Raw genomic sequence first — 20,250 nt, 5'->3', positions numbered from 1 at the left:
TCGTATCATATTTCTAAGTAAATTTGTTGGCTTTTGGCGATCTTTGTAGAATTTTAAGAAAACAGTCAATGTCATATAAATTTCGGTAAAAACCAATGCTACCTTCCCTATAATCGATCCACACCAGTGGAAAGTGCGAAAATACATCATTTTACCGTTCACTGCGTGCTAAATCAGAGAAACGGCCAAATGTCATGTATTTTCGCATCATTTTCACCCGCTCATTTCGGGCAAAACCCCGGTGTCCTTGCACTCAGCAGTTTCGCATACTTCGGATCTAGCTTCGCCACTTCGTGGTAATAGTTGCTGACCGCATGATTCCCAGCAAGTGAACCAGTGGGATTCACGAGCTCCACTGCTTTTTTCACATGAATATAGTGATAAAGATCACCCGTACGAGGCGATTTGTACACGAGCGGTGGAAGCGAAGGGACCATGTCATTACGATTAAAAACGCGATAGTGAGGGCCAGTTCGGAGGTTGAACAGTTTGGCAAATGATGGATTTCCCACGCGCGGCGAACCAAACGTATACACAGACGGACTCGTAAACTTCGTGTTAGCCGCCAAATCGGCCGCACATAACGTAGCAAGCGAACCGCCCAGGCTATGTCCCGTGAGGTAAAGCTGCTTGCCCGCGGATAACTTACTCATGGCAGCTAAAAGCGGTTTTCGTGCGGATTGATAAATATCGAGAAAGCCTTGGTGGACGAGCCCGCCGTCTTTGGCATAAGGAAAAGGTGTCTGCCTGGCGATCGCGTCGGAAATCCAATCCGATGTCGTCGTCGTGCCTCGAAAGACAATCACAATCTGACTATCCGTTTCCGCAATAAAACCGAACAATTCCGGGAGCTGAGGAACGAGGAGGCTGTGATGGGAGCGACAATTCGATAATTTGCGGGTAAAATGACGCCTTCCGTTCCTTGTTCCAGTTGGGTATAGCTTTGACTGCACATCGCCGCGAGGCGAATGGCAGTTCGTGTATCCATCGCGTTGCTGAACATGGTTCCATGCCTCCACAGCCAGAATGAGCTATACCTATTCATATGAAAAGGGCTGACACCTGCTCTCCGACAACTGCCTATTTCGAACCGTTTTCAGGTATAATAGGCGAGAGAAAGGTGGAGACGTCGTATGTTAAGAAGATTTTTCTCGTATTACAGGCCATATAAGCACTTATTTATACTAGACTTCACGTGTGCGGTGGTCGCGGGGTTGCTCGAACTGGGGTTCCCGCTAGCCGTCAATCAAGTGATCGATAAATTGCTGCCTGCGGGGAATTGGGGCTGGATCCTATGGGCTTGTGCAGGGCTGCTTGCCGTCTACGGGCTCAACACGCTGCTCAATTTTGTTGTTACGTATTGGGGACATAAGCTAGGCATCAATATTGAAACCGATATGCGCAAAAAAATGTTCGACCATCTGCAGAAACTAAGCTTCCGTTTCTATGACAACAACAAGACAGGTCAGCTCATGTCACGGATGGCGAACGATCTGCTTGAGATTGGTGAAGTTGCGCATCATGGGCCGGAGGATCTTTTCATTGCGGTTATGACGTTGATCGGAGCGCTCCTGCTCATGCTGCAAATTAATGTGAAGCTTGCGCTGCTCACGTTCGTTATCGTGCCGTTTCTGCTCTGGATTGCGGTGTATTTTAATCAGAAAATGACCAAAACGTTTCGCCGCATGATGGGCGATCTCGCGGACATTAATGCTCGGGTCGAGGATAATATCGGCGGTATCCGTGTAGTACAAGCGTTTGCGAATGAATCGCATGAGAAGAAGCTCTTCGAAGTGAACAATGGTCGCTTCCGACTGACGAAGCTGGCCTCGTATAAAATTATGGCGTGGAACGTTTCGCTCAGCTACATTTTGATGCGCTCTGTGACGGTGTTCGTGCTCATCTGCGGCACGTGGTTCGTGATCGACAAGCAAATTTCGTATGGCGAGTTCATTGCCTTCGTTCTTTTGACGAACGTCTTTCTGGGGCCGATTCAGAAAATCAACAACGTCATCGAAAGCTACCCGAAAGGGATTGCTGGTTTCAAAAGGTACATTGAAGTGATCGATACCGAGCCCGAGGTGGCCGATCACCATAACGCCAGCAAGGTGGATCACCTTGAAGGTCGGATTAAGTTCGATAGGGTCTCCTTCGGCTACGGGGAGGAAGACCGTGTGCTCCACAACATCTCCCTCTCTATTCGTGCGGGGGAGACCGTTGCTTTCGTCGGGCCTTCGGGCGCAGGCAAAACGACGATCTGCTCCTTGCTGCCTCGCTTCTACGATGTAAGCGAGGGCAGTATCACGATCGACGGCATGGACATCCGTCAGATCGAGCTGGAGTCGCTGCGCCGCCAGATCGGCATCGTGCAGCAGGATGTGTTCCTGTTCTCCGGCACGATGCGGGAGAACATTGCGTACGGCAAGTTAGGCGCGACGGATGAGGAGATCTGGGATGCTGCGCGCCGTGCGCAGCTAGAGGGGTACATTCAGTCCCAGCCAAAGGGACTGGATACGGTCATCGGAGAGCGCGGCGTTAAGCTCTCGGGTGGGCAGAAGCAGCGCCTCGCGATCGCGCGCATGTTCTTGAAAAATCCGCCGATTCTCATCCTAGATGAGGCGACATCGGCGCTCGACACCGAGACGGAGGCGGCGATTCAGCAGTCGCTGGCCGAGCTGTCGAAAGGCCGTACGACGCTCGTCATTGCCCACCGGCTCGCGACGATCAAGAATGCGGACCGCATCGTCGTCGTGACGGAGGAGGGCATCGCCGAGCAAGGCGGTCACGAGGAGCTCATCGCCGTGGGCGGTGTGTACAGCCGCTTGCACCAGGCTCAGTTTAGTTCGTAGGATTGCTGATTATGGGGAGTGGCTGCAGCCCTCCTTTCATCGTCTATTCACACAGTACCAAGAACTAGCTAGTTAGAAACAACCAGGTGCAACTGAGGCGACTGAGGAGTAAGTGAGAGTAAGAAGCAGCTGAGTGGTGGTTATGTTGTATTTCATACAACAATATGAGGGATTGAGGACTGAATCCCCGTCCAATACTGTAATTCATACAACATTATGGGGCGATTTAGCCCCGAATGGACCAGTTACAGCCAATAATGTTGCACGCTATGCATCATAGGCATGCAAATCGACGATGCTATTGCCATAATCCTGTACGTACTACAATATGAAAGTGCTGTGAGAGTCCTCAAGACTTTCCGGCACTTTTTGTTTATCAGGTGGGGGCTCATCCACGCCTGAAATAAACGTCTTTCGTGTGCCAATCCCGCGTCCCAACCAAACATTACCCAGCCCCCCCCTAGTCCTGCCCGAAAGCTTCATGATAAACTAAGCTCACCGACTATTTTACCGTGGGTAAATAAAGATGAGGTGACGCGAAGTGAAATCAGCAGGGCGTTGGCTGCTGCTAGGATTGGTAACATTGATTGGCATCTTCTTGCTGAGCAACATCAGGCAGATGTTTTTGGCTGTTCAGCCTGATCAGATCAAAGTAACAGTCAATTCAAGTATTAGCATGCAAAAAGTAAGTGAAATGCTCCCGGGTAGTCACATTTTGAATGAGAAAAATGGTCTCTTACAAGTCCCCTACGGCAAGTTCTGGGAGTATCAAGGAACGGCGATGACGATCAAAGGTGTGCTGCGCTCATCGGTCGTACCGCTGGATGCGCCAGTTATTTCTTGGCGTTATTACACGTATACCGTGAAGGATCAGCTCACCCATTTCCTGCATGGCGATTTAGGCAAATATCGTGATCCATACACGCGCAAAGAGGTAGCGATTTCATATGCGATCCCCCAAATGCTTTTAAAAACGTGCACCTATTTCATCCCAGGCTTGTTGCTGGCCATTCTGCTCAGTGTGCTTATGGCGCTGTGGGCATCCATGTCGAGGCGAATCGGTACCGTGCTTGATGGGCTCCATGCTTTGCTGGTGGGGTTGCCGGACTTTTTCTTAATTGTGTTGATTCAATTGGGGGCGATTTACGCCACGAAGCTGCTCGGACATTATGTCCTGTTGATCGTACAGGTGGGGGATCGTACGCCGTTTTTGATTCCTTTTCTAACGATTGCGTTGATTCCTTCCGTGACGATTTACGGGACACTGCGCGTTGCGATAACGCGTGAACTCGGCCAAGATTACGTCGTGACGGCACTGGCTAAAGGTTTGACACGTCGCGAGGTACTATTCGCTCATGTGCTGCGCAATGTGATGGAGGATGTGCTGGCAATTCTGCCTAGAGCGACAACGTTAGCCCTAGCTAGTATGGCCGTCGCGGAAGCGATTTGCGGGATTGGCGGCTTGGGTGGCTTTATCATTTTACCTGTGTATCAAGGGATTACCTCCATGTCGGCGATTTGCGTCGTACTCGGTTTGGTCGCCATGGCCTTCCATCTGCTCTATGCCTTGCTGCGGAAACGGTTTGTCGTTCGTCCAGGGGAGGTGGCGAAAGCATGAGGAAACGTCCTTCTACCGCGTTTTATCTATCAATTGCTTTCCTAGCGCTGTTCCTGCTTGTGATGGTGTTCGGGTCCTGGTTGAAGCCCCATGGCATCTCGCCTGAGGATAAAATCAACATGATTCAATACCAAGCAGACGGTAAAACAAGATACAGCATTCCGCCTTATGCACCGAACGGCACGTTCCTGTTGGGGACTGATCATCGGGGCTACGATATGCTGAGCTTACTATTGAATGGGTTAAAATACACCCTCGGAACGGCGCTGGGTCTGACCCTGCTTCGTTTTGCTTTCGCTTTGCCGTGGGGCTTATGGAGCGGCATGACGGGCCGAACCCGAGGGTTACTCCGCTCTTTGCAGTGGGCGATTGCGGCGGTGCCAGCGTTCATTTTTCTCTATCCGCCACTGGCGGGGATGTATTATGGACTTAGGCTCGATCTTGGAGCCAAAGCAGACCCGCACAATCAGCTGATATTCAGCCTCACGTTTATTATTTTAGTCACGTTGATCGGCTTGTTTCCGCTGGCGCATCAGATCGCAGACCGGACTCGTTATTATCGCTGCAAAATGTTTATTGAAGCGTCCCGCTTAATGGGCGGTTCGTTCTGGCATCGGACGCTGCGGCATATCGTCCCTTCGATGCGCAATGAAATGATGTTCATTTTCCTCAGCGAATTCATGCAGGTGCTTTTCCTTCTGGGGCAGCTTGCTGTCTTCCATATCGTACTTGGTGGCACGGAGACCATTGGCGATGAGGAGGCTGGATTCCAAATCACGATTAGCACCTCGGGGGAATGGTTGTCGCTAATCGCCTACGGATCGCGTTACATACGTCTGCATCCGTGGATCATTCTTAGCAGCGGCACATGCTTCGCTTTGCTGTTCCTGTCCCTTCAGTTCTTCTTGAGTCAGTTGAAACGAAGATATGGGGAAGAGCGCCAATTGATGTAATCAGGAAGTCGAGTCTTTCGTCGTGGTGACGGGGATTCGGCTTTTTTTGGTTTTGTGTGGTACGGTTTACTCATTAAATGTGTCATTATGGTACATATTATATGTTATAATACCTCGAAAAGGAGGCGGATGACCTTGGAAGATAAGCATGATAAGACGAAAAGACTTTCGGTGTATTTGCCAGAAAAAGTGAAGTCAGACTTGGAGGGGATGGCAGAGGAAACGGGGTTGTCGATGACTCAACTGATCGTGATGGCGACGCAGGGGCTGCTTGCGAATTATGCTGCTCAGGGCGGCGCGATTTTCGCTGATTTATTATCGGCAAGGCATCGCATCCTTCACGAAGTGAAGGAGAAACAGGCGCTTCTCAGCGAAGAGAAGCTGAGCATGCAAGCCTACTACGGGGCGCGAGCTGAGGAGTATGAACGGATTTATCACCGCGAGGATGCGGAGTTTCAGCAAGAGCTGGCGATGCTCGCAGGTGTGCTAACGCATCAAGTGAAGGGACGCCGCGTCCTGGAGATTGCTTGTGGCACGGGCTATTGGTCGCAAATCGCTGCAGAAACCGCTGCACAGCTGGTCGGCGTCGACATTCGACCTGAAGTGCTCCACATCGCGGAGTCAAAATCGTGGCCGAAGAGAAATGCCACCTTCATCGAAGGGGATGCCTACGAGCTGTCTGCGATTCGAGGGGAATTCGATTTCGGACTAGCAAACTTCTGGTTCTCGCATATCCCGCGGAATCGGATCGAGAGCTTTCTCCAAGGCTTTCATGCTCGACTGGGCAGCGGCGCACAGGTGCTCATTGCGGATAACGTCTATGTTGCAGGTAGAGGCGGCGAGCTAATCACGCGTGAGGATAGCGAAGACACCTACAAGCGACGCGAGCTGGCTGACGGCTCCATGCATGAGATTCTGAAGAACTACTTTAGCTATGAAGAGTTAAATGAGATCTTTCGCCCGCTCTCTGAGCATTTGCGAATCTTCGTGGGGGGCAGCTTCTGGTATGTGAGCTACACGGTGAAGTAGCCCGCGCTGGCACCGCCGCTAATGCCCAGATGTAAACTTTAACCCCAGCACACCAACCAAAATCAGCACCATGAACAAGATGCGCAGCAGACTAATCGGCTCATCTAGGAACATCGTCCCGATGATGATCGCGCCGACGGCGCCGATCCCCGTCCATGCCGCATAGGCGGTGCCGATGGGCAGTGTTTTGGTAGCAACAGCAAGGAAGTAGAAGCTAACCCCCATGCCTGCTAAGGTGATCGCTGACGGGACAAGTTTGGTAAATCCATTGGAATATTTCAATGAGATAGCCCACACCACCTCGAACACACCCGCAATAACGAGAAATAACCATGCCATACGTAATCACTCCTTCATGATGTAGAAGCCACGGCATGTAGAGAAAAGCCCGAGAGTTTAATCGCATGCGCGATGACTCCCGGGCTTTTCTCCCTCCGTGACCACAGCGTATTCGCTGTGCGTTTTCTCTCGGACCAGCCCAGCCTGTGAGGCTGCGGAACCCTAGAAAACAAGTTGCCGTAATTATAGGACGGCTAACATGGTGTGTCAAGTTATAACTTTTGGAAGGTATCAGGAGCATCCCGCACTGCCCCATCTGCACCTCAAGCTATTCATCCAGCACGATGCCATTCATCGCCACATGGGCGGGGAACATGTCCATGCCATCTGGCTGCTCTTGCTCAGGCACCCAGTTGTCGGTTTCCCAAATCTTCGACATTTTCAGCGCTCGGCTGCAATGCACCCAGCATTCCTGCACTTCGACGCCAACAGCGGCGATGGGGGACTTGCCGTTCAATTGCATACTGGCTAGCAATTTCTCATTCACCTTTTTCTCCACAGCAGGGTGGGGTGCTCCGCTGAACGGCATGCACAAATGAATAAAGCCCGTAAGGCTACTCCTGGGAGTAAGCTTAAGGGCTTCATTCCTGTGATGAGAAGATTAATTGGATTCAGCAGTTAGTTGGTTGTAGATATCATCCCACAGAACTCGTCTGGCTGACACATACCGCTTCGCGTAGTAGGATTCGCTCAACTTATTCTTAACAACACCTTGGTTTGTGGCGGAGTGAACGAATTCACCATTGCCCAGGTACATCCCTACGTGAGAGATACCGCTGCCATCCGTGTTGAAAAATACGAGATCGCCCTTACGAAGTTCACTTTTGTCGATCCAGTAGCCTTCTTTGTTTTGGGATTTAGAGCTGTGCGGAATGTCGATGCCGAACTCGCTGAATAGGTAGGACGTGAACCCAGAGCAATCAAACCCTTTGGTTGTTGTGCCAGCCCATTTGTACGGAGTTCCCATGAGGTCATCGACGGCGCTGTCCATGGTGGACGACGCGAAAACGCTTCCTACACTCACACTCAAAAACAAAACAAGACTAAAAACAAGAGTAACAACGTTCTTCAACTGCTTGTCTCCTTCCGGTGCCTACGAGGTTAGCTGGAGGGTTCGGTTGAAGGTTCCCTATGATCCCTGTCTTGCAAGATCAATTCACCCGGAGTGGTTCCCCCGTTTCCCCATAAACTGAGGAATTCGGCATGAAATATTTGGTTTTTTGATGCTAGATCATGTAATTCGTCATAAACAAAGAAAATCCTCTTTTTGTTTGGCAAAATAGGCGAAAAAAAAGCCCAATTGTTCGGAAAACAGACAAAAAAAAGCCCCTTTCTTTGGCGAAAGGGACTTTATTGTACAAATAGACGAATTTGCTGGATGTTAATTGGATATTTTGGCAGAAAGTAGCTGATATTGGGAGGTGATGCTCCAGATTTGGATGAAAATGTGGAACAGCGGATACAGCTGATAAATGAGCAGCGCGACTAGTCCAGCCCACACATAAGTCGCCGTTACCGTGACGCCCGCCAGAAGTCCTGAGATGAGAAGTAAGGAAACGGCAAGTCCGATAATGGGGATCGAATGTCGGAAAAAGGAAATGACTGTCGAAAGGACGCCAAGCTCAGCTGCAAGCGCAAATTGGATATACATGAACAGCAGCTGCAAGAGAAAGCCATACATCATAAAGCCGAGAATCCAAGGCAGCAAGTTCAGCGCCAGCTGTTCATAGGAAGAGCTGTGGGCTAGAATCCATTTGGCCTTAGGGAAAAGCCAGATCAACGGCAGCAGTGTCAGCACGATGCGGATCAGATACACGAATAAGAAGGGAAGCACGAGCTTTTTCATGCCACGAAAGAAGCGATAGCCGGCATTCTGCTCGGTGTGCGTCAGCGAATAATAGACACCGCCATTCAGGAGGGGGGTGAGCAGCATACGCACGCATAGCAGGAACGCCAGCCATCCTAGGTAGGAGTGGCTAAGATCCGTTTTTAATAACTGAAATTGACCTTCAGCTAAGAAAAGCTGCAGTGCTTGCTTAGGCTGCTCGCTGCCCGGAAAGCGATGCATGAGGGGGACGAGGACGCCCTGAATCCCCTTATACAGAAGCACCCCCCAGCCCATTTGGTACAGGAAAAGCATGATCGTGGCAAAAGGCTGTTGCATCGCTGCCCTGAAGCCGGATTTGATATAGGTTGCCAACGAGGTCCCTCCTCAAAGTTTTCTTTAGAAAACTGGCTTCGTAAGCGGGCTCAGAGTTTGTCGTACTTCATGAGCTGCGCGCTTACCAGGCGACTGAGCCGAACAGAGCTTGCAGGAACTGGGCGAGGCCGAGATTCCACCGTATTTGCCATTTCGTATTTAACTCCGTTTGATAAAAGTTGTTGATATGCTTATTCTCCAGCACGAGCGTATAGGTTGGATCGATCCGCACCCAGTCGACGGGGGAGGCGTTCGTAAATTTGAATTCGATGGAGCTGTCTTTGCCATCCCATGTTTTATCCAGCGACGTCCCATCAGCAAAATGGAACTGAATCGGCACTTCTGGTGAATTGCCGCCATGTTTCACAATGCGGACGGTACTTTCGTACGTCTCGGAGCCCTTACTGCCTTGAGGCTTGATCTGCACGCTTTCAACCGAATAATCCATCATCCTATCGCCATACACATATTGGTTGAAGAAATCATCCCACTTCGTCTTGCTGACATCCTCCACAACTTGCTGAAAATCCTTCGTAGACGGATGCTTGAACTGCCACCGCTGGAAGTAGGTTTTCATGATGCGGTCCATGACTTTGGTGCCCACTTGCTGCTCAATCGCCTTTAGTACAAGCTTGCCGCGCGTATACACATTTTCAGCGTACTGCTCATGCCCGGTATAGGCCCATGCGTCTTTGCGCAGCGCATTCGGTGAGGTAATGTAGCTGGATTCAACGGCTAAATTCGGCTTATCGCCATACTCCGCTTCCATCACCTTGTCCTCGGCATAAGATGTAAAGCCTTCATCGAGCCACGCTTCTTCGAATTCATTGCTGGCCACGAGTCCGTAGAAAAATTGATGGCCAATTTCGTGGACGACGACACGCTCGAGTTCCAGATCTGGATCTTTGTCGGATGCTCCCCAAGCCGTTACTAATGTGGGATACTCCATCCCGCCAGCGCCATTCCCGCCGGCAGGAGGCACGACAATGGAAAGGGTCGAGTACGGATACGTTCCGTACCACTGGCTGTAGCGCGCTAGCGCTTTTTTGGCAGCGTACATATAGCGATCCTTCAAGTCTTGATGGTTCGGATCGAGATATAGCTTAATCTTAACTCCTGGCACTTGCGGCGCCGAGAAAGGTTCCTCGACATAGACGAAATGGGGGGAGGCGGACCAAGCGAAATCATGGACATCTTCCGCATAAAATTGGTACGTCTTCATACCCTTATCGGTCACAGCTGGCTTCACTGGGAAGCCAGTAGCGGCTACCGTGTAATTGGCGGGCACTTGAATTTTCACATCATACATCCCGAAGTCGGCATAGAACTCCGAATTCCCATGATATTGATGGAGGTCCCAACCAGGCTCGGTCCGGCCGCGCGTACCTTTGCGCTCGTAGGCCGCAACTTTCGGAAACCATTGCCCTGCCATGACGAAGTCGTCCACATAACCCATCCGGGCAAAGGCAACGGGCAGCTTCACCAGGAATTCGGTTCGGATCGTAACGCGTTCCCCAGGACCGACGGGTTTCGTGAGTGGAATTTTGAGTAACGTATGGTCGTCCTTATTGCCGTCATCTGGCTGTACGAACGTCATCCGTTTGGTGAGGTCATTGCCTTCATCGGATTTTACAGATAACAGCTCCATGCTGCCGCCGCTGTCAGCTTTGGCTTCGTCCTCGCGCAGCTTGCCGCCCGATTCCCGCATGAACGTCGTTTTCTTCGAGGCGAACGCATTCGGGTAGAGATGAAAATAGATGTCATTCACAGGTACAGACCCTGGATTTTCCCATGTGAGGGTTTGCTGTCCTTGGAGCTGCTGTGTTTCAGGAATGTAAGTAACGTTCATGTGATATTCAGCAATGCGATAGCTAAGCGGTGTTGATGTTTCTACGGGGTTCCCGCTATCGGCAGACCGCATGTCCGGTGACTTCGCCAAAGGAACCTCTTTGGAAACGACGGGAACAATCCCTCGTGGTGTGGAAGGGAGCAACGTGTCCGTTATAAACACGGCGCCGGCAGCCAGCAGCATGACGGCAATCCACTGTACTTTGCGGCTATTGAATAGATTAATCATGAGATTCACCCCGCCTAAACAAGCATCTACAGCATGTATATGTAGACAACCTAGGGAATATTTCTGCGGGATAAAGAAATCTCGGAAATAGGCGATGTAAGCCCCCGCCTCTTGTTCTGCTGAATGACTTTCGCTACAATAATAGCAAGTCGTCATTTTAACTTAGGTGAAAGTGGAAGGTGAACTCATGGAAGCGGATAAAAAGAAGCTAGCCTTAAATATAGTAAGTTCCAAAGTCAATCATAAAGGATTCGGCGCAGGTGCGATTGACCTTAGCAACGTATCTGGCGTTATTATCGATGGTGAAGAAGCCTACCTGGATGAAGGGACCCTTCATGCGAAGAGCAAGATCGAGAAAGGGATTAAGTTCTCGATGAATAAAGAGGAAGTTCCAAATGGCCGCAAAGCGTGGATCGTTTGGGTCGCGGTAGATCGCGCGGAAGACGGTGCTTACTACGCAGGGATGTCGGCGTGCGAGATGTTGATTGATACCGAAGCGCGCCGCGGATGGAAGATCTTGGCCGATCATGTGAACAAGATGGATGCCGCAATGAAGCGTAAATTCGTACTGGAGGGTTTGTCCGACAAGGAGCGTGAAGCGTTGCGCACTTGTCTGATCGCACACAACGAAGACTGGTGGAATCGCTCGGACCAAACGCTGAAGGATGCGTTATCGTAAGCTTTTTGGGGCGATTATGGAGAATATGAACATTATGTGTCATCCATTGTTAGGCTAAGGGGAAGCGGGTATACTAGACCCTAGTGTATGTTACCTCATATACTAGGACAGCAAAAAGGCAGACTAAGACGCGCTTAGTTCTGCCTTTTTGTGTTATATAGCATGCCGGGAATGACAGGGTTTAGTCGTTCCACCAGCGTTTCAGATCGTTCCACCAGGAGCCGTTGTCGCCTTTGGAGCCAGATTTTTGACCATTGGTCCCATTCGGATCGGCAGCCTTGCCTGTGCAATACGTCGTCGGTTCCGTGCCTGCTAAGAAAGCTTCCATCTTCGCGTTCGGGCAGTCCTCGTTGGACAGCTTGCCGCTTACAGGATCAATATAGACGGTGGTGACACCATCTGGGACCGTAAACAGCTTCGGAGGTATGGCATCCAACGTCTGCTCCGTGAAATCCGCGAAGATCGGCGAGGCGAGATGCGACTCGACCGTCGAAATGGCACGGCTCTTATCGTAGCCAACCCAGACGGCGGTTGCCAGCTCAGGTGTGAAGCCGACCAGCCAGGCATCGGTGTCGGTTGTGCCCGTTTTGCCAGCGATCGGCCGCTTAATTGTGCTGGCAACACGGTTGCCCGTTCCGCCCTCTTCGAAGACGCTCTCCATTAAATTCGTCATAACATAGGCGACAGCAGGGGGGATGACTTGTTCTTCCACCTTCTTCGCTTCATATAAGACCTCACCATTCGCGTCCTCGATGCGTAAAATAGCCGTTGGCTCACGATGGATGCCCTCATCGGCAATGGCGGCGAAAGCCGAAGCCATCTCCAGTGGGCTCACGGGAAACGAACCTAATGCGAGGGAAGGCAATGGCTTCATGGGTGAAGCCACGCCGAGCTTGCGGGCGAAGTCGATCACCTTCTGAGGGCCGACATCGAGGATGGTGTGCACCGCGTAGATGTTATCGGACTTGGAGATCGCCTGCCGCATATCGATATTCGCATTTGGATACTGATCATTGAAGTTTCTTGGTACATACTGCTGGCGCCCTTCATCGTAAGTAAACACCGTAGGTTCACTCTTGACCATCGTGACAGGGGTATAGCCATTCTGCAAAGCGACCATATATACGAATGGCTTGAAGGAAGAGCCAGGCTGCCGCGTATTCGAAAGCGCGCGGTTGAATTGATTCTCCGCATAGTCGCGTCCGCCGACCATCGCTTTAATCTCGCCAGATCTCGGATCGATGGCGACCAGCGCGGCTTGCAGCTCAGGCTTGCTTTCGAGCTGCTTGGCCACGACATTTTCCGCAATTTGCTGCGCATTCTCATCGAGAGTGGTATAGATCCGGATACCGCCCTCATCGAACTGCTCCTCCGAGATGCCGAGCTTCTCGGTTGCGAGATTGCGCACATAGTCGCGGAAATATGGGGCGACCGAAGGCTTTTTCTTCGATAGAGGCTGGATCGTCAGCTTCTCCTTAGCTGCCGCGTCTGCTGCGCTCTGCGTAATGAAGCCGCTGTTCACCATCGTCTGAAGCACGACCTTCTGGCGATCCATCGCATTTTGCAAATCATAATAAGGTGAATAATAGCGAGGTCCTTTCGGGACGCCGGCAATCATCGCACTCTCTGCTAAAGTCAGCTCACTGGCATGCTTGCCGAAGAATAGTTGCGACGCGGTCTCGATGCCATATGTAGAGTGGCCATAATAGATTTGATTCAAATAATCCGCTAGAATTTCGTCCTTACTGAGCTGCATTTCCATTTGAACGGCGTAGACCGTTTCTTTGAATTTGCGTGTCCAGGTACGATCATGCGTTAAATATAAATTACGCGCTAATTGCTGGGTAATCGTTCCTGCTCCTTGCACCTTCGCCATCGCTTGCACATTCACAATGGCTGCACGTGCGACAGCTTTGAGGTCGACACCGAAATGATCATAGAAATGCTGATCCTCCACTGCGAGCGTGGCGTGAATCAAATTAGGCGAAATTTCACTAAGCGGAACGATTTGCCTATTTTGCCCAGAGTAAAAGGTGTCAATGACCTCGCCGTGTACGTCGTACATTTGCGAGGTTTGCAGCATTTTCGTAACGGGAAGCGTTTGAGAGCGGAGATAGACGAGGAAAATTGCCGTTCCGATCAGCAGCAGCAGACCGCAAGTGAAGAAGAACGAGAACGTCTTCTTAATTCGCCGCATCCAGCGCATGGATGCAGGGATTTCACCTTTTGCTCGGGATTGCCCAGTTTCTGAGGTTGGTTGTCGGGACTTTTCATTCTCGGACATCCGTCATGCCTCCTTTCTACGTGCCTAAAGGCGCTACTATCCAGTATGGAAAAGCATGGGAGTCCGTATTCAATGAATTGTAAATATTTTTTGTGACATGGTAAGAAAAAGATTAGGAAATTATTGCATTTTGGGGGTAATGAACTATAATACAATTTGTGCATATGGAGGGGCTTGAAAATGCAGCGCAAATTCGTATGACTTTTGAGGCTTGTGGAACACTGTAAGAGATAACGAATGTCACGAATTTATTCATACCAAATAGAGAGCGAAAGAAGGGTTACCTATGGATTTATGGTACACGGAGAAACAGACCGATAGCTTCGGTATTACGGCGAAAGTGACGGAAACGTACGTCAGAGAGCAAACGGATTTTCAAGATCTTGCGATGATCGAAACCGAAGAGTGGGGCACGATGCTGACATTAGACGGCATGGTTATGACAACGGTCAAAGACGAGTTCGTATATCATGAAATGGTGGCGCACCCAGCACTCGTTACTCACCCGAATCCAGAGTATGTCCTGGTTGTAGGCGGCGGTGACGGCGGCGTGATTCGTGAAATCATGAAGCACCCGAAAGTGAAGAAAGCCGTTCTAGTTGACATTGACGGGAAAGTCATTGAGTACTCTAAGAAATACCTGCCGACAATCGCTGGCGAGTTGGACAACCCGCGTGTTGAAGTGATCGTGAACGATGGCTATATGCACATCCACGATCATAAAAACAGTTACGACGTCATTATGGTCGATTCCACAGAGCCCGTTGGCCCAGCTGTTGAGCTGTTCTCCAAAGGCTTCTACCAAGGCATCTTCGATGCGTTGAAAGAAGACGGCATTTTCGTGGCGCAAACGGACAACCCATGGTTCAAAGCCGATTTGATTCAGACGGTGAACCGCGACGTCAAAGAAATTTTCCCGATCGTACGTGTGTACAGCGCAAACATCCCTACGTACCCAAGCGGTTTGTGGACATTCACCATGGGCAGCAAAAAGCACGATCCGCTGCAAGTCGAAGAGTCCGCGATTCCAGAATTCCCAACGAAATACTACACACCGCGCCTGCACAGAGCGGCGTTTGTGTTGCCGAAATTCGTGGAAGATTTGATTAAATAAGCTGCGTAGTCCTGCAAGGGAAAACGCAATGTGTGAGAGGCCGCAGATAGCGGCCTCTTTTATTTGGGGTGAGCGGAGTTCACCCTTATTTTGCGTGGGCTCGGTATGCGCGGGATTTGCTGGAGTAGTGGCTTGTGCAGTCAGTTAAGAGTGGTTAACCACTCTTAACTTTGGAAATTGGCTAGTTTTGAGCGAAATAGAGGTGGTGGATCGCTTCTAAAGTTGGTTTGGAGTGTCGATTGGCGGCATGCAAGGTCAGTTAAGAGTGGTTGACCACTCTTAAATCTGGGAAATGGCTAGAAATGAGCGAGATAGAGGTGGTTAACCGCTTCTAAAGTTGGTCTGGAGCGTCGAGTGACGGCATGCAAGGTCAGTTAAGAGTGGTTGACCATCCCCCGCGCCCCCAAACGGAACGTGGTTCCGTTATTTCCCCAGAAACGCCACGAAATAGCAAGTAGGCGGAACGTAGATGCTTTATTTTGCCCCATAGCAGTAGTTTTCCCGACAATTGGAGCAGTTAGCGAACTCATGTTCCGTCCACGTGCCAATTAGGCCTCTTTTCGCATAAATAGCGTACCCACGTTCCTCTAGCCCTCCCTTTTTTCATAATCTAGAAAAATCACTGCCATACAGTTGTCAGCAGATCCTGAATATACTGTGTACAGAAACAAACCAAAAACAAAATTTACCTTGGAGGCTAAATTAAATGTTTACAACCGTTGAAAGTTTCGTTAGAGAGTACGAGCTAGAGTCTGCCAACACGCAAAAGCTGCTGGATGCCCTAACAGATGAATCCCTTAATCAAACGCAAGTCGAAGGATATCGTCCGCTTGGTTTTATTGCCTGGCACCTTGTTCATACGGATCGAGGCATGCTCTATGGCACAGGGCTAACCTTTGAGGCGCCGTCTGCATCGAGTGGGCCGCCAACACAAGCAGCTGCGATAGCTGACGCCTATCGGTCAACAACAAAAAATATCCTGAACGCCATCTCTACACAGCTCACCGATGCGAAATTGCAGGAGCTGGTCGATATGTTCGGGCTGAAATGGACGATCAGCGCGACCTTGTATGGCTATCTGAAGCACGAAATTCACCATCGAGGTCAATTGACGATTCTCATGCGTCAGGCTGGCTTGCCTGTTATAGGCATGTATGGACCTTCCAAAGAACAGTGGGCCGAGAGGGGTATGCCAGTTCCGGCACTGTAAGATAAGCAAAGAAACCTTCTTATGCCAGTGAAGCTCGCTTCATGGATGAGGAGGTTTCTTGCCGTTTCAAGGGATACAGCCCACCACACATTGAATTTAAGCATTCTTTCATATAAACTATTGCTAACATGCCTGACTCGGCCGTTCACGAGGGCAACCGATGCAAGTGTTACTGCGGCAGGTCTGTAGAGGAGAAGATGAAACATGACCGATAAACAGCGGGTGCGGATTCGCATCGAGAGTCGGAGCGGGAGCGAGACGACCGTGCAGAAGGCACGCGGAGATCTGTACCGCAAAGGAAATCATACCTATATTCGTTATGAAGAAGAGCCGAACGAGCTAGGACGAACAGTCACGCTCATTAAGCTCGAAGACAATCAGATTCGCATCATACGCCAAGGCGATGTGCAAGCGGAGCAGACTTTCGTTGCGGGTGAGCGACGAACAGGGTTTTATCAGACGCCGCAGCTGCGAATGGAGTTGGACATAGAGACACACACGCTCACTTCGGAAGCCACCCACGGGATCGGAATTACGAGATGGAGCTATGATTTATATGCATCAGGCACCCATGCGGGCGCTTATCGAATCAAGTTGTTAATTCAGGAGGAGTAAGACCATGGACGTTCTTAATGAAGTGAAAGCGAAAGTGAAGCAAGCGATTAAAGAAGCTGTGCTTGCTGCAGGAATTGCCCCCGAAGCGCAGCTGCCGGAAATTATTCTTGAAGTGCCGAAAGAGAAGACACACGGTGACTTCGCGACGAATGTAGCGATGCAGCTTACACGAATTGCGAAAGTAAATCCGAGACAAATCGCGGAGCAAATCATCGCGAATCTTAACAAAGAAGCTGCAAATATCTCCTCTGCGGAAATTGCGGGGCCAGGCTTTATTAATTTTAAAATGAACCAAGTCTACCTCTACCCTGTGATTGCGGATGTCGAGCAGCAAGGCGAGCGCTATGGCCAATCGAACGTGGGGCAAGGTCTGAAAGTGCAAGTTGAATTCGTAAGTGCGAACCCAACGGGTTCACTTCATCTTGGGCATGCGCGAGGAGCAGCTGTGGGGGACGTTCTTTGCAACGTGCTAGATCTCGCAGGGTACGACGTATCCCGTGAATATTACATCAATGATGCAGGGAACCAAGTTATTAACTTGGCCAAATCGATTGAAGCACGCTACCTGCAAGCATTGGGGCAAGACGCGGAAATGCCAGAGGACGGCTACTTCGGGGAAGATATCAAAGGTTTCGCCGCAGAGCTTGCAGAAGCAGAAGGCGATCGTCTTCTCAGCTTGCCAGACGAAGAGCGTCGCGATTATTTCCGCACCTACGGACTCGAGAAAGAGTTGGATAAAATCAAACGCGACCTAGGCCGCTTCGGTGTTCGTTTCGACAATTGGTTTTCGGAGACGTCGATTTATGAGAATAACCTTATCCCGCCTGTGCTGCAAGAGCTTCGCGACAACGGTCATATCTATGAGGAGGAGGGCGCAACGTGGCTCAATACGACGCCGCTTGGTGATGACAAGAATCGTGTCCTAATCAAAAATGACGGATCCTTCACGTACCTAACACCAGATATTGCGTACCACCGCAATAAATTCGGACGCGGTTTCGACCGCTTAATTAATATTTGGGGCGCTGACCACCATGGCTATATCCCTCGGATGAAGGCAGCGATGACGGCACTGGGCTTTGAAGCAGACCGACTCGTCGTGTTGATCGCCCAAATGGTGAGCTTATTCCAGAATGGCGAAAAGGTAAAAATGTCCAAACGTACCGGCAAAGCCGTTACGATGGAGGACTTGATGGACGAAGTCGGCGTGGATCCGATTCGTTACTTCTTCGCTATGCGGAGTATGGACTCGCATCTGGATTTCGATATGGACTTGGCCGTTTCCCAGTCCAATGAGAATCCCGTGTTCTATGTGCAGTACGCACACGCGCGGATTTGCAGCATCTTCCGCCAGGCGGAAGAGCAAGGAGTCGCCGTGCTCCCGCTGGATCAGGTGGACCTGACCCAGCTCTCCTCGGAAGCCGAGTTCGACTTGCTGCGCAAGATCGGCGAGCTTCCGGAAGAGATCGCCATTGCGGCTGAGCAGTACGCGCCGCACCGGATTATCCGCTATGTGTACGAACTGGCCAGCCAGTTCCATAGCTACTACAGAGGCCACTACGTCATCACGGATGACGCAGCCTTAACCCAAGCCCGCCTCGCCCTGCTCGGCGCGCTGCGCACGACCCTCGCCAACACGCTTCGCATCGTTGGCGTTTCCGCCCCAGACCGGATGTAAACGCCATCCGGTCCAACACGAAGAGCCCCAAGACCCGTCGTTTCACGGGTCTTGGGGCTCTTCTGTGCCTGCCGAAGGCAGGCTATGGCTGTCGCGCCGCGCGGATGGCGCGCTGAGCATTCAACTGCCCGGGCTGCCAACGGGCGCCCGCGCGCTTGTTCAAGCTGAGCGAGCAGCGCCGCAGCGCGGTTTTGATTTGCTGCGGCGACATGGCGCGCAGCGCGAGCATGAGCGCGATGACACCGCTCACATGTGCGGTGGCCATCGAGGTGCCGCTGAGCTCGTTATATTTGCCGCCAAGCCAGGCGGAATAGACACGCTCACCTGGGGCGTAAATGTCAATTTCCGCGCCGCGGTTGCTGAAGGGAGCAATCTTGCCGAGGCGGTTTGTTGCGCCGACCGAGACCACTTGAGGGAAACGGGCAGGGTAATCGATGGATTTCTTTTTGCCATCATTACCTGAAGAAGCGACGATAACCTTTCCCTGATAGTAGGCGTTAAGTACGGCTTGCTCTAGTGAGGGGTTATACGTTTTCATGCCGAAACTCATATTAATAATATCGAGGTCGTTTTGGACGCACCAGTCGATGCCGGCAATAATATCGGAAACATAGGCACTGCCGTTGTGGTCAAAAGCTTTCACAGGATGAATAATGGCCTTCGGGGCGACCCCGATTATGCCGGAATAGCGGCCAGTTGCCGCGATGGTTCCCGCGATGTGCGTGCCATGACCATTATCGTCTTGAGGCAGGAGCCTGCGATTTAGTAAGTTGATGCCGCTGGATATTGAGTTCTTCAAATCAGGATGCTTAAAATCAATGCCTGTATCGACGACACCGATGTGGATGTTTTGTCCGACAGATTTGCTCCAGATCTCAGGCGCGCCGATTTGATCAACGCCCCAGGGAATCGTTCGCGCGTGAGAATTAGACAGAATGCTGGCGCGTTTCGGCACTCTTTTTCCGCTTCGCAATTTAGTTAAAGTTAATTTCGTATCCGCTTCGATACGTGTCGAACTGGAGAAACCCTTGAGTTTGGTATCTGGACCTAGTGGGCAAGAAAAGGCATGAATAATGTCGAGTGGGAGAACGTTGTTAAGGATGGGGAGTTCAGTCGACAGGCGAAGGAGCTCCGTTTTGCAGGCGAAATAGTCGGTTTTGGACGTAAAATGGATGAGATGCTTGCTTGCTGACAATTGAGTGAGTCCCAAATCTTCATGAAGCAGATGAAGAAAGGTGGCTGTATCCATGATGCCATCCCCCCGAACAACGTATAATGCTATCTCCCTATCCTATGTACAGGTCATCTCGCTTGACCGTGTCATCGCCTTTATAGAAATAAATGGGTGCAAAGCCGTGTCAGATGCGTAGGTTCAACATAGGATACATAGAGAGGCGCGGGCAGGAGTGTCTCTTTCTCAGGTAGTGGAATCGGCTGCTGTTGCTCGGTGGACGCTTCCCTTGGGTACAGTCGCAGGCGAAGGGGGACCTTCGCTTGTATTCATGTTTAGGAGTCGTTTATTTTGGATAGTTGCATTTTTAGAAAAAATAGGTTTTACTTAATGAAGATATTGGTTATGGTAGATAACGTAGTCAAGAAAAGATC

18 protein-coding genes and 2 riboswitches are annotated in these 20,250 nt (G+C 50.7%); of the genes, 10 read left to right on the top strand and 8 right to left on the bottom strand.

The features are described from left to right. Positions 1–221 precede the first annotated feature (221 nt). Positions 222–1,019, bottom strand: coding sequence for a lipase family protein (locus tag MJB10_RS25345; RefSeq protein WP_314799879.1), 798 nt, complete (start codon positions 1,017–1,019; stop codon positions 222–224). A gap of 114 nt (positions 1,020–1,133) precedes the next feature. On the opposite strand from MJB10_RS25345, the gene MJB10_RS25340 reads away from it, so the two are divergent. The 4 genes from MJB10_RS25340 to MJB10_RS25325 all read left to right on the top strand — a co-directional run bounded on the left by MJB10_RS25340 (position 1,134) and on the right by MJB10_RS25325 (position 6,449). Then, positions 1,134–2,849: an ABC transporter ATP-binding protein gene (locus MJB10_RS25340; protein WP_314799877.1), complete on the top strand. Its 1,716-nt coding sequence runs from the start codon at positions 1,134–1,136 to the stop codon at positions 2,847–2,849. Between the two features lie 541 nt (positions 2,850–3,390). Further along, positions 3,391–4,467 (top strand): ABC transporter permease subunit, encoded by a 1,077-nt coding sequence (locus MJB10_RS25335; protein ID WP_314799875.1) that lies wholly within the window; start codon positions 3,391–3,393, stop codon positions 4,465–4,467. Continuing rightward, a complete protein-coding gene (locus tag MJB10_RS25330) occupies positions 4,464–5,420 on the top strand; it encodes an ABC transporter permease subunit (RefSeq protein WP_314799874.1) in 957 nt (318 codons plus the stop codon). The genes MJB10_RS25335 and MJB10_RS25330 overlap by 4 nt, the downstream gene beginning before the upstream one ends. A gap of 135 nt (positions 5,421–5,555) precedes the next feature. Next, a complete protein-coding gene (locus MJB10_RS25325) occupies positions 5,556–6,449 on the top strand; it encodes a methyltransferase domain-containing protein (RefSeq protein WP_314799873.1) in 894 nt (297 codons plus the stop codon). Between the two features lie 18 nt (positions 6,450–6,467). Here MJB10_RS25325 and sugE read toward each other — a convergent pair whose 3' ends face one another. The 5 genes from sugE to MJB10_RS25300 form a co-directional block, all read right to left on the bottom strand. Beyond that, on the bottom strand, positions 6,468–6,788 hold the full coding sequence (gene sugE, locus MJB10_RS25320; RefSeq protein WP_314799872.1) for a quaternary ammonium compound efflux SMR transporter SugE: 321 nt from the start codon (positions 6,786–6,788) through the stop codon (positions 6,468–6,470). Between the two features lie 74 nt (positions 6,789–6,862). Beyond that, positions 6,863–6,965, bottom strand: a riboswitch (guanidine-I (ykkC/yxkD leader). Between the two features lie 91 nt (positions 6,966–7,056). Then, positions 7,057–7,317, bottom strand: a complete 261-nt coding sequence (locus MJB10_RS25315) for a hypothetical protein (RefSeq protein ID WP_314799871.1) — start codon at positions 7,315–7,317, stop codon at positions 7,057–7,059. 72 nt (positions 7,318–7,389) lie between these two features. After that, positions 7,390–7,779 carry a C40 family peptidase gene (locus MJB10_RS25310; RefSeq protein ID WP_314799870.1) on the bottom strand — a complete coding sequence of 130 codons (390 nt, stop codon included), beginning with the start codon at positions 7,777–7,779 and terminating at the stop codon, positions 7,390–7,392. 84 nt (positions 7,780–7,863) lie between these two features. Further along, positions 7,864–8,002: riboswitch (cyclic di-AMP (ydaO/yuaA leader) on the bottom strand. A 167-nt stretch (positions 8,003–8,169) separates the two neighbouring features. Beyond that, positions 8,170–8,988, bottom strand: a complete 819-nt coding sequence (locus MJB10_RS25305) for a hypothetical protein (protein ID WP_314799868.1) — start codon at positions 8,986–8,988, stop codon at positions 8,170–8,172. Between the two features lie 82 nt (positions 8,989–9,070). Further along, a complete protein-coding gene (locus MJB10_RS25300) occupies positions 9,071–11,065 on the bottom strand; it encodes a M1 family metallopeptidase (RefSeq protein WP_314799866.1) in 1,995 nt (664 codons plus the stop codon). 187 nt (positions 11,066–11,252) lie between these two features. On the opposite strand from MJB10_RS25300, the gene MJB10_RS25295 reads away from it, so the two are divergent. Continuing rightward, on the top strand, positions 11,253–11,744 hold the full coding sequence (locus MJB10_RS25295; protein WP_314799864.1) for a YwhD family protein: 492 nt from the start codon (positions 11,253–11,255) through the stop codon (positions 11,742–11,744). 181 nt (positions 11,745–11,925) lie between these two features. Here MJB10_RS25295 and MJB10_RS25290 read toward each other — a convergent pair whose 3' ends face one another. Then, positions 11,926–14,028, bottom strand: a complete 2,103-nt coding sequence (locus tag MJB10_RS25290) for a transglycosylase domain-containing protein (protein ID WP_397386557.1) — start codon at positions 14,026–14,028, stop codon at positions 11,926–11,928. Positions 14,029–14,314: 286 nt separating this feature from the next. Between MJB10_RS25290 and speE the strand changes: the two genes are divergently transcribed. From speE to argS, 4 genes are all read left to right on the top strand, one after another. Next, positions 14,315–15,142, top strand: coding sequence for a polyamine aminopropyltransferase (gene speE / locus MJB10_RS25285; protein ID WP_314799863.1), 828 nt, complete (start codon positions 14,315–14,317; stop codon positions 15,140–15,142). Positions 15,143–15,848: 706 nt separating this feature from the next. Beyond that, a complete protein-coding gene (locus tag MJB10_RS25280; RefSeq protein ID WP_314799861.1) occupies positions 15,849–16,352 on the top strand; it encodes a DinB family protein in 504 nt (167 codons plus the stop codon). Positions 16,353–16,556: 204 nt separating this feature from the next. After that, a complete protein-coding gene (locus tag MJB10_RS25275; RefSeq protein ID WP_314799859.1) occupies positions 16,557–16,967 on the top strand; it encodes a DUF1934 domain-containing protein in 411 nt (136 codons plus the stop codon). A 4-nt stretch (positions 16,968–16,971) separates the two neighbouring features. Beyond that, positions 16,972–18,645 carry an arginine--tRNA ligase gene (argS, locus tag MJB10_RS25270; RefSeq protein WP_314799857.1) on the top strand — a complete coding sequence of 558 codons (1,674 nt, stop codon included), beginning with the start codon at positions 16,972–16,974 and terminating at the stop codon, positions 18,643–18,645. An 82-nt stretch (positions 18,646–18,727) separates the two neighbouring features. On the opposite strand, the gene MJB10_RS25265 is transcribed toward argS, so the two are convergent. Beyond that, positions 18,728–19,894: a S8 family peptidase gene (locus MJB10_RS25265; RefSeq protein WP_314799856.1), complete on the bottom strand. Its 1,167-nt coding sequence runs from the start codon at positions 19,892–19,894 to the stop codon at positions 18,728–18,730. On the opposite strand from MJB10_RS25265, the gene MJB10_RS25260 reads away from it, so the two are divergent. Next, complete coding sequence (locus tag MJB10_RS25260; RefSeq protein ID WP_314799853.1) at positions 19,893–20,015, top strand: hypothetical protein; 123 nt, start codon at positions 19,893–19,895, stop codon at positions 20,013–20,015. The two genes, MJB10_RS25265 and MJB10_RS25260, sit on opposite strands and share 2 nt — an antisense overlap. Positions 20,016–20,250: the final 235 nt, after the last annotated feature.

It is taken from the genome of Paenibacillus sp. MBLB1832, assembly GCF_032271945.1.
Lineage (GTDB): Bacteria > Bacillota > Bacilli > Paenibacillales > NBRC-103111 > Paenibacillus_E > Paenibacillus_E roseopurpureus.
This window is presented reverse-complemented; position numbering and strand designations above follow the sequence as displayed.

Bases quoted from the DNA above. Each gene is read 5' to 3' on its own strand.
- speE (WP_314799863.1), top strand. From the start codon at position 14,315: ATGGATTTATGGTACACGGAGAAACAGACCGATAGCTTCGGTATTACG.
- MJB10_RS25265 (WP_314799856.1), bottom strand. From the start codon at position 19,894: ATGGATACAGCCACCTTTCTTCATCTGCTTCATGAAGATTTGGGACTC.
- MJB10_RS25315 (WP_314799871.1), bottom strand. From the start codon at position 7,317: ATGCCGTTCAGCGGAGCACCCCACCCTGCTGTGGAGAAAAAGGTGAAT.
- MJB10_RS25300 (WP_314799866.1), bottom strand. From the start codon at position 11,065: ATGATTAATCTATTCAATAGCCGCAAAGTACAGTGGATTGCCGTCATG.
- MJB10_RS25275 (WP_314799859.1), top strand. From the start codon at position 16,557: ATGACCGATAAACAGCGGGTGCGGATTCGCATCGAGAGTCGGAGCGGG.
- MJB10_RS25290 (WP_397386557.1), bottom strand. From the start codon at position 14,028: ATGTCCGAGAATGAAAAGTCCCGACAACCAACCTCAGAAACTGGGCAA.
- MJB10_RS25280 (WP_314799861.1), top strand. From the start codon at position 15,849: ATGTTTACAACCGTTGAAAGTTTCGTTAGAGAGTACGAGCTAGAGTCT.
- argS (WP_314799857.1), top strand. From the start codon at position 16,972: ATGGACGTTCTTAATGAAGTGAAAGCGAAAGTGAAGCAAGCGATTAAA.
- MJB10_RS25330 (WP_314799874.1), top strand. From the start codon at position 4,464: ATGAGGAAACGTCCTTCTACCGCGTTTTATCTATCAATTGCTTTCCTA.
- sugE (WP_314799872.1), bottom strand. From the start codon at position 6,788: ATGGCATGGTTATTTCTCGTTATTGCGGGTGTGTTCGAGGTGGTGTGG.
- MJB10_RS25340 (WP_314799877.1), top strand. From the start codon at position 1,134: ATGTTAAGAAGATTTTTCTCGTATTACAGGCCATATAAGCACTTATTT.
- MJB10_RS25260 (WP_314799853.1), top strand. From the start codon at position 19,893: ATGATGCCATCCCCCCGAACAACGTATAATGCTATCTCCCTATCCTAT.
- MJB10_RS25295 (WP_314799864.1), top strand. From the start codon at position 11,253: ATGGAAGCGGATAAAAAGAAGCTAGCCTTAAATATAGTAAGTTCCAAA.
- MJB10_RS25310 (WP_314799870.1), bottom strand. From the start codon at position 7,779: ATGGACAGCGCCGTCGATGACCTCATGGGAACTCCGTACAAATGGGCT.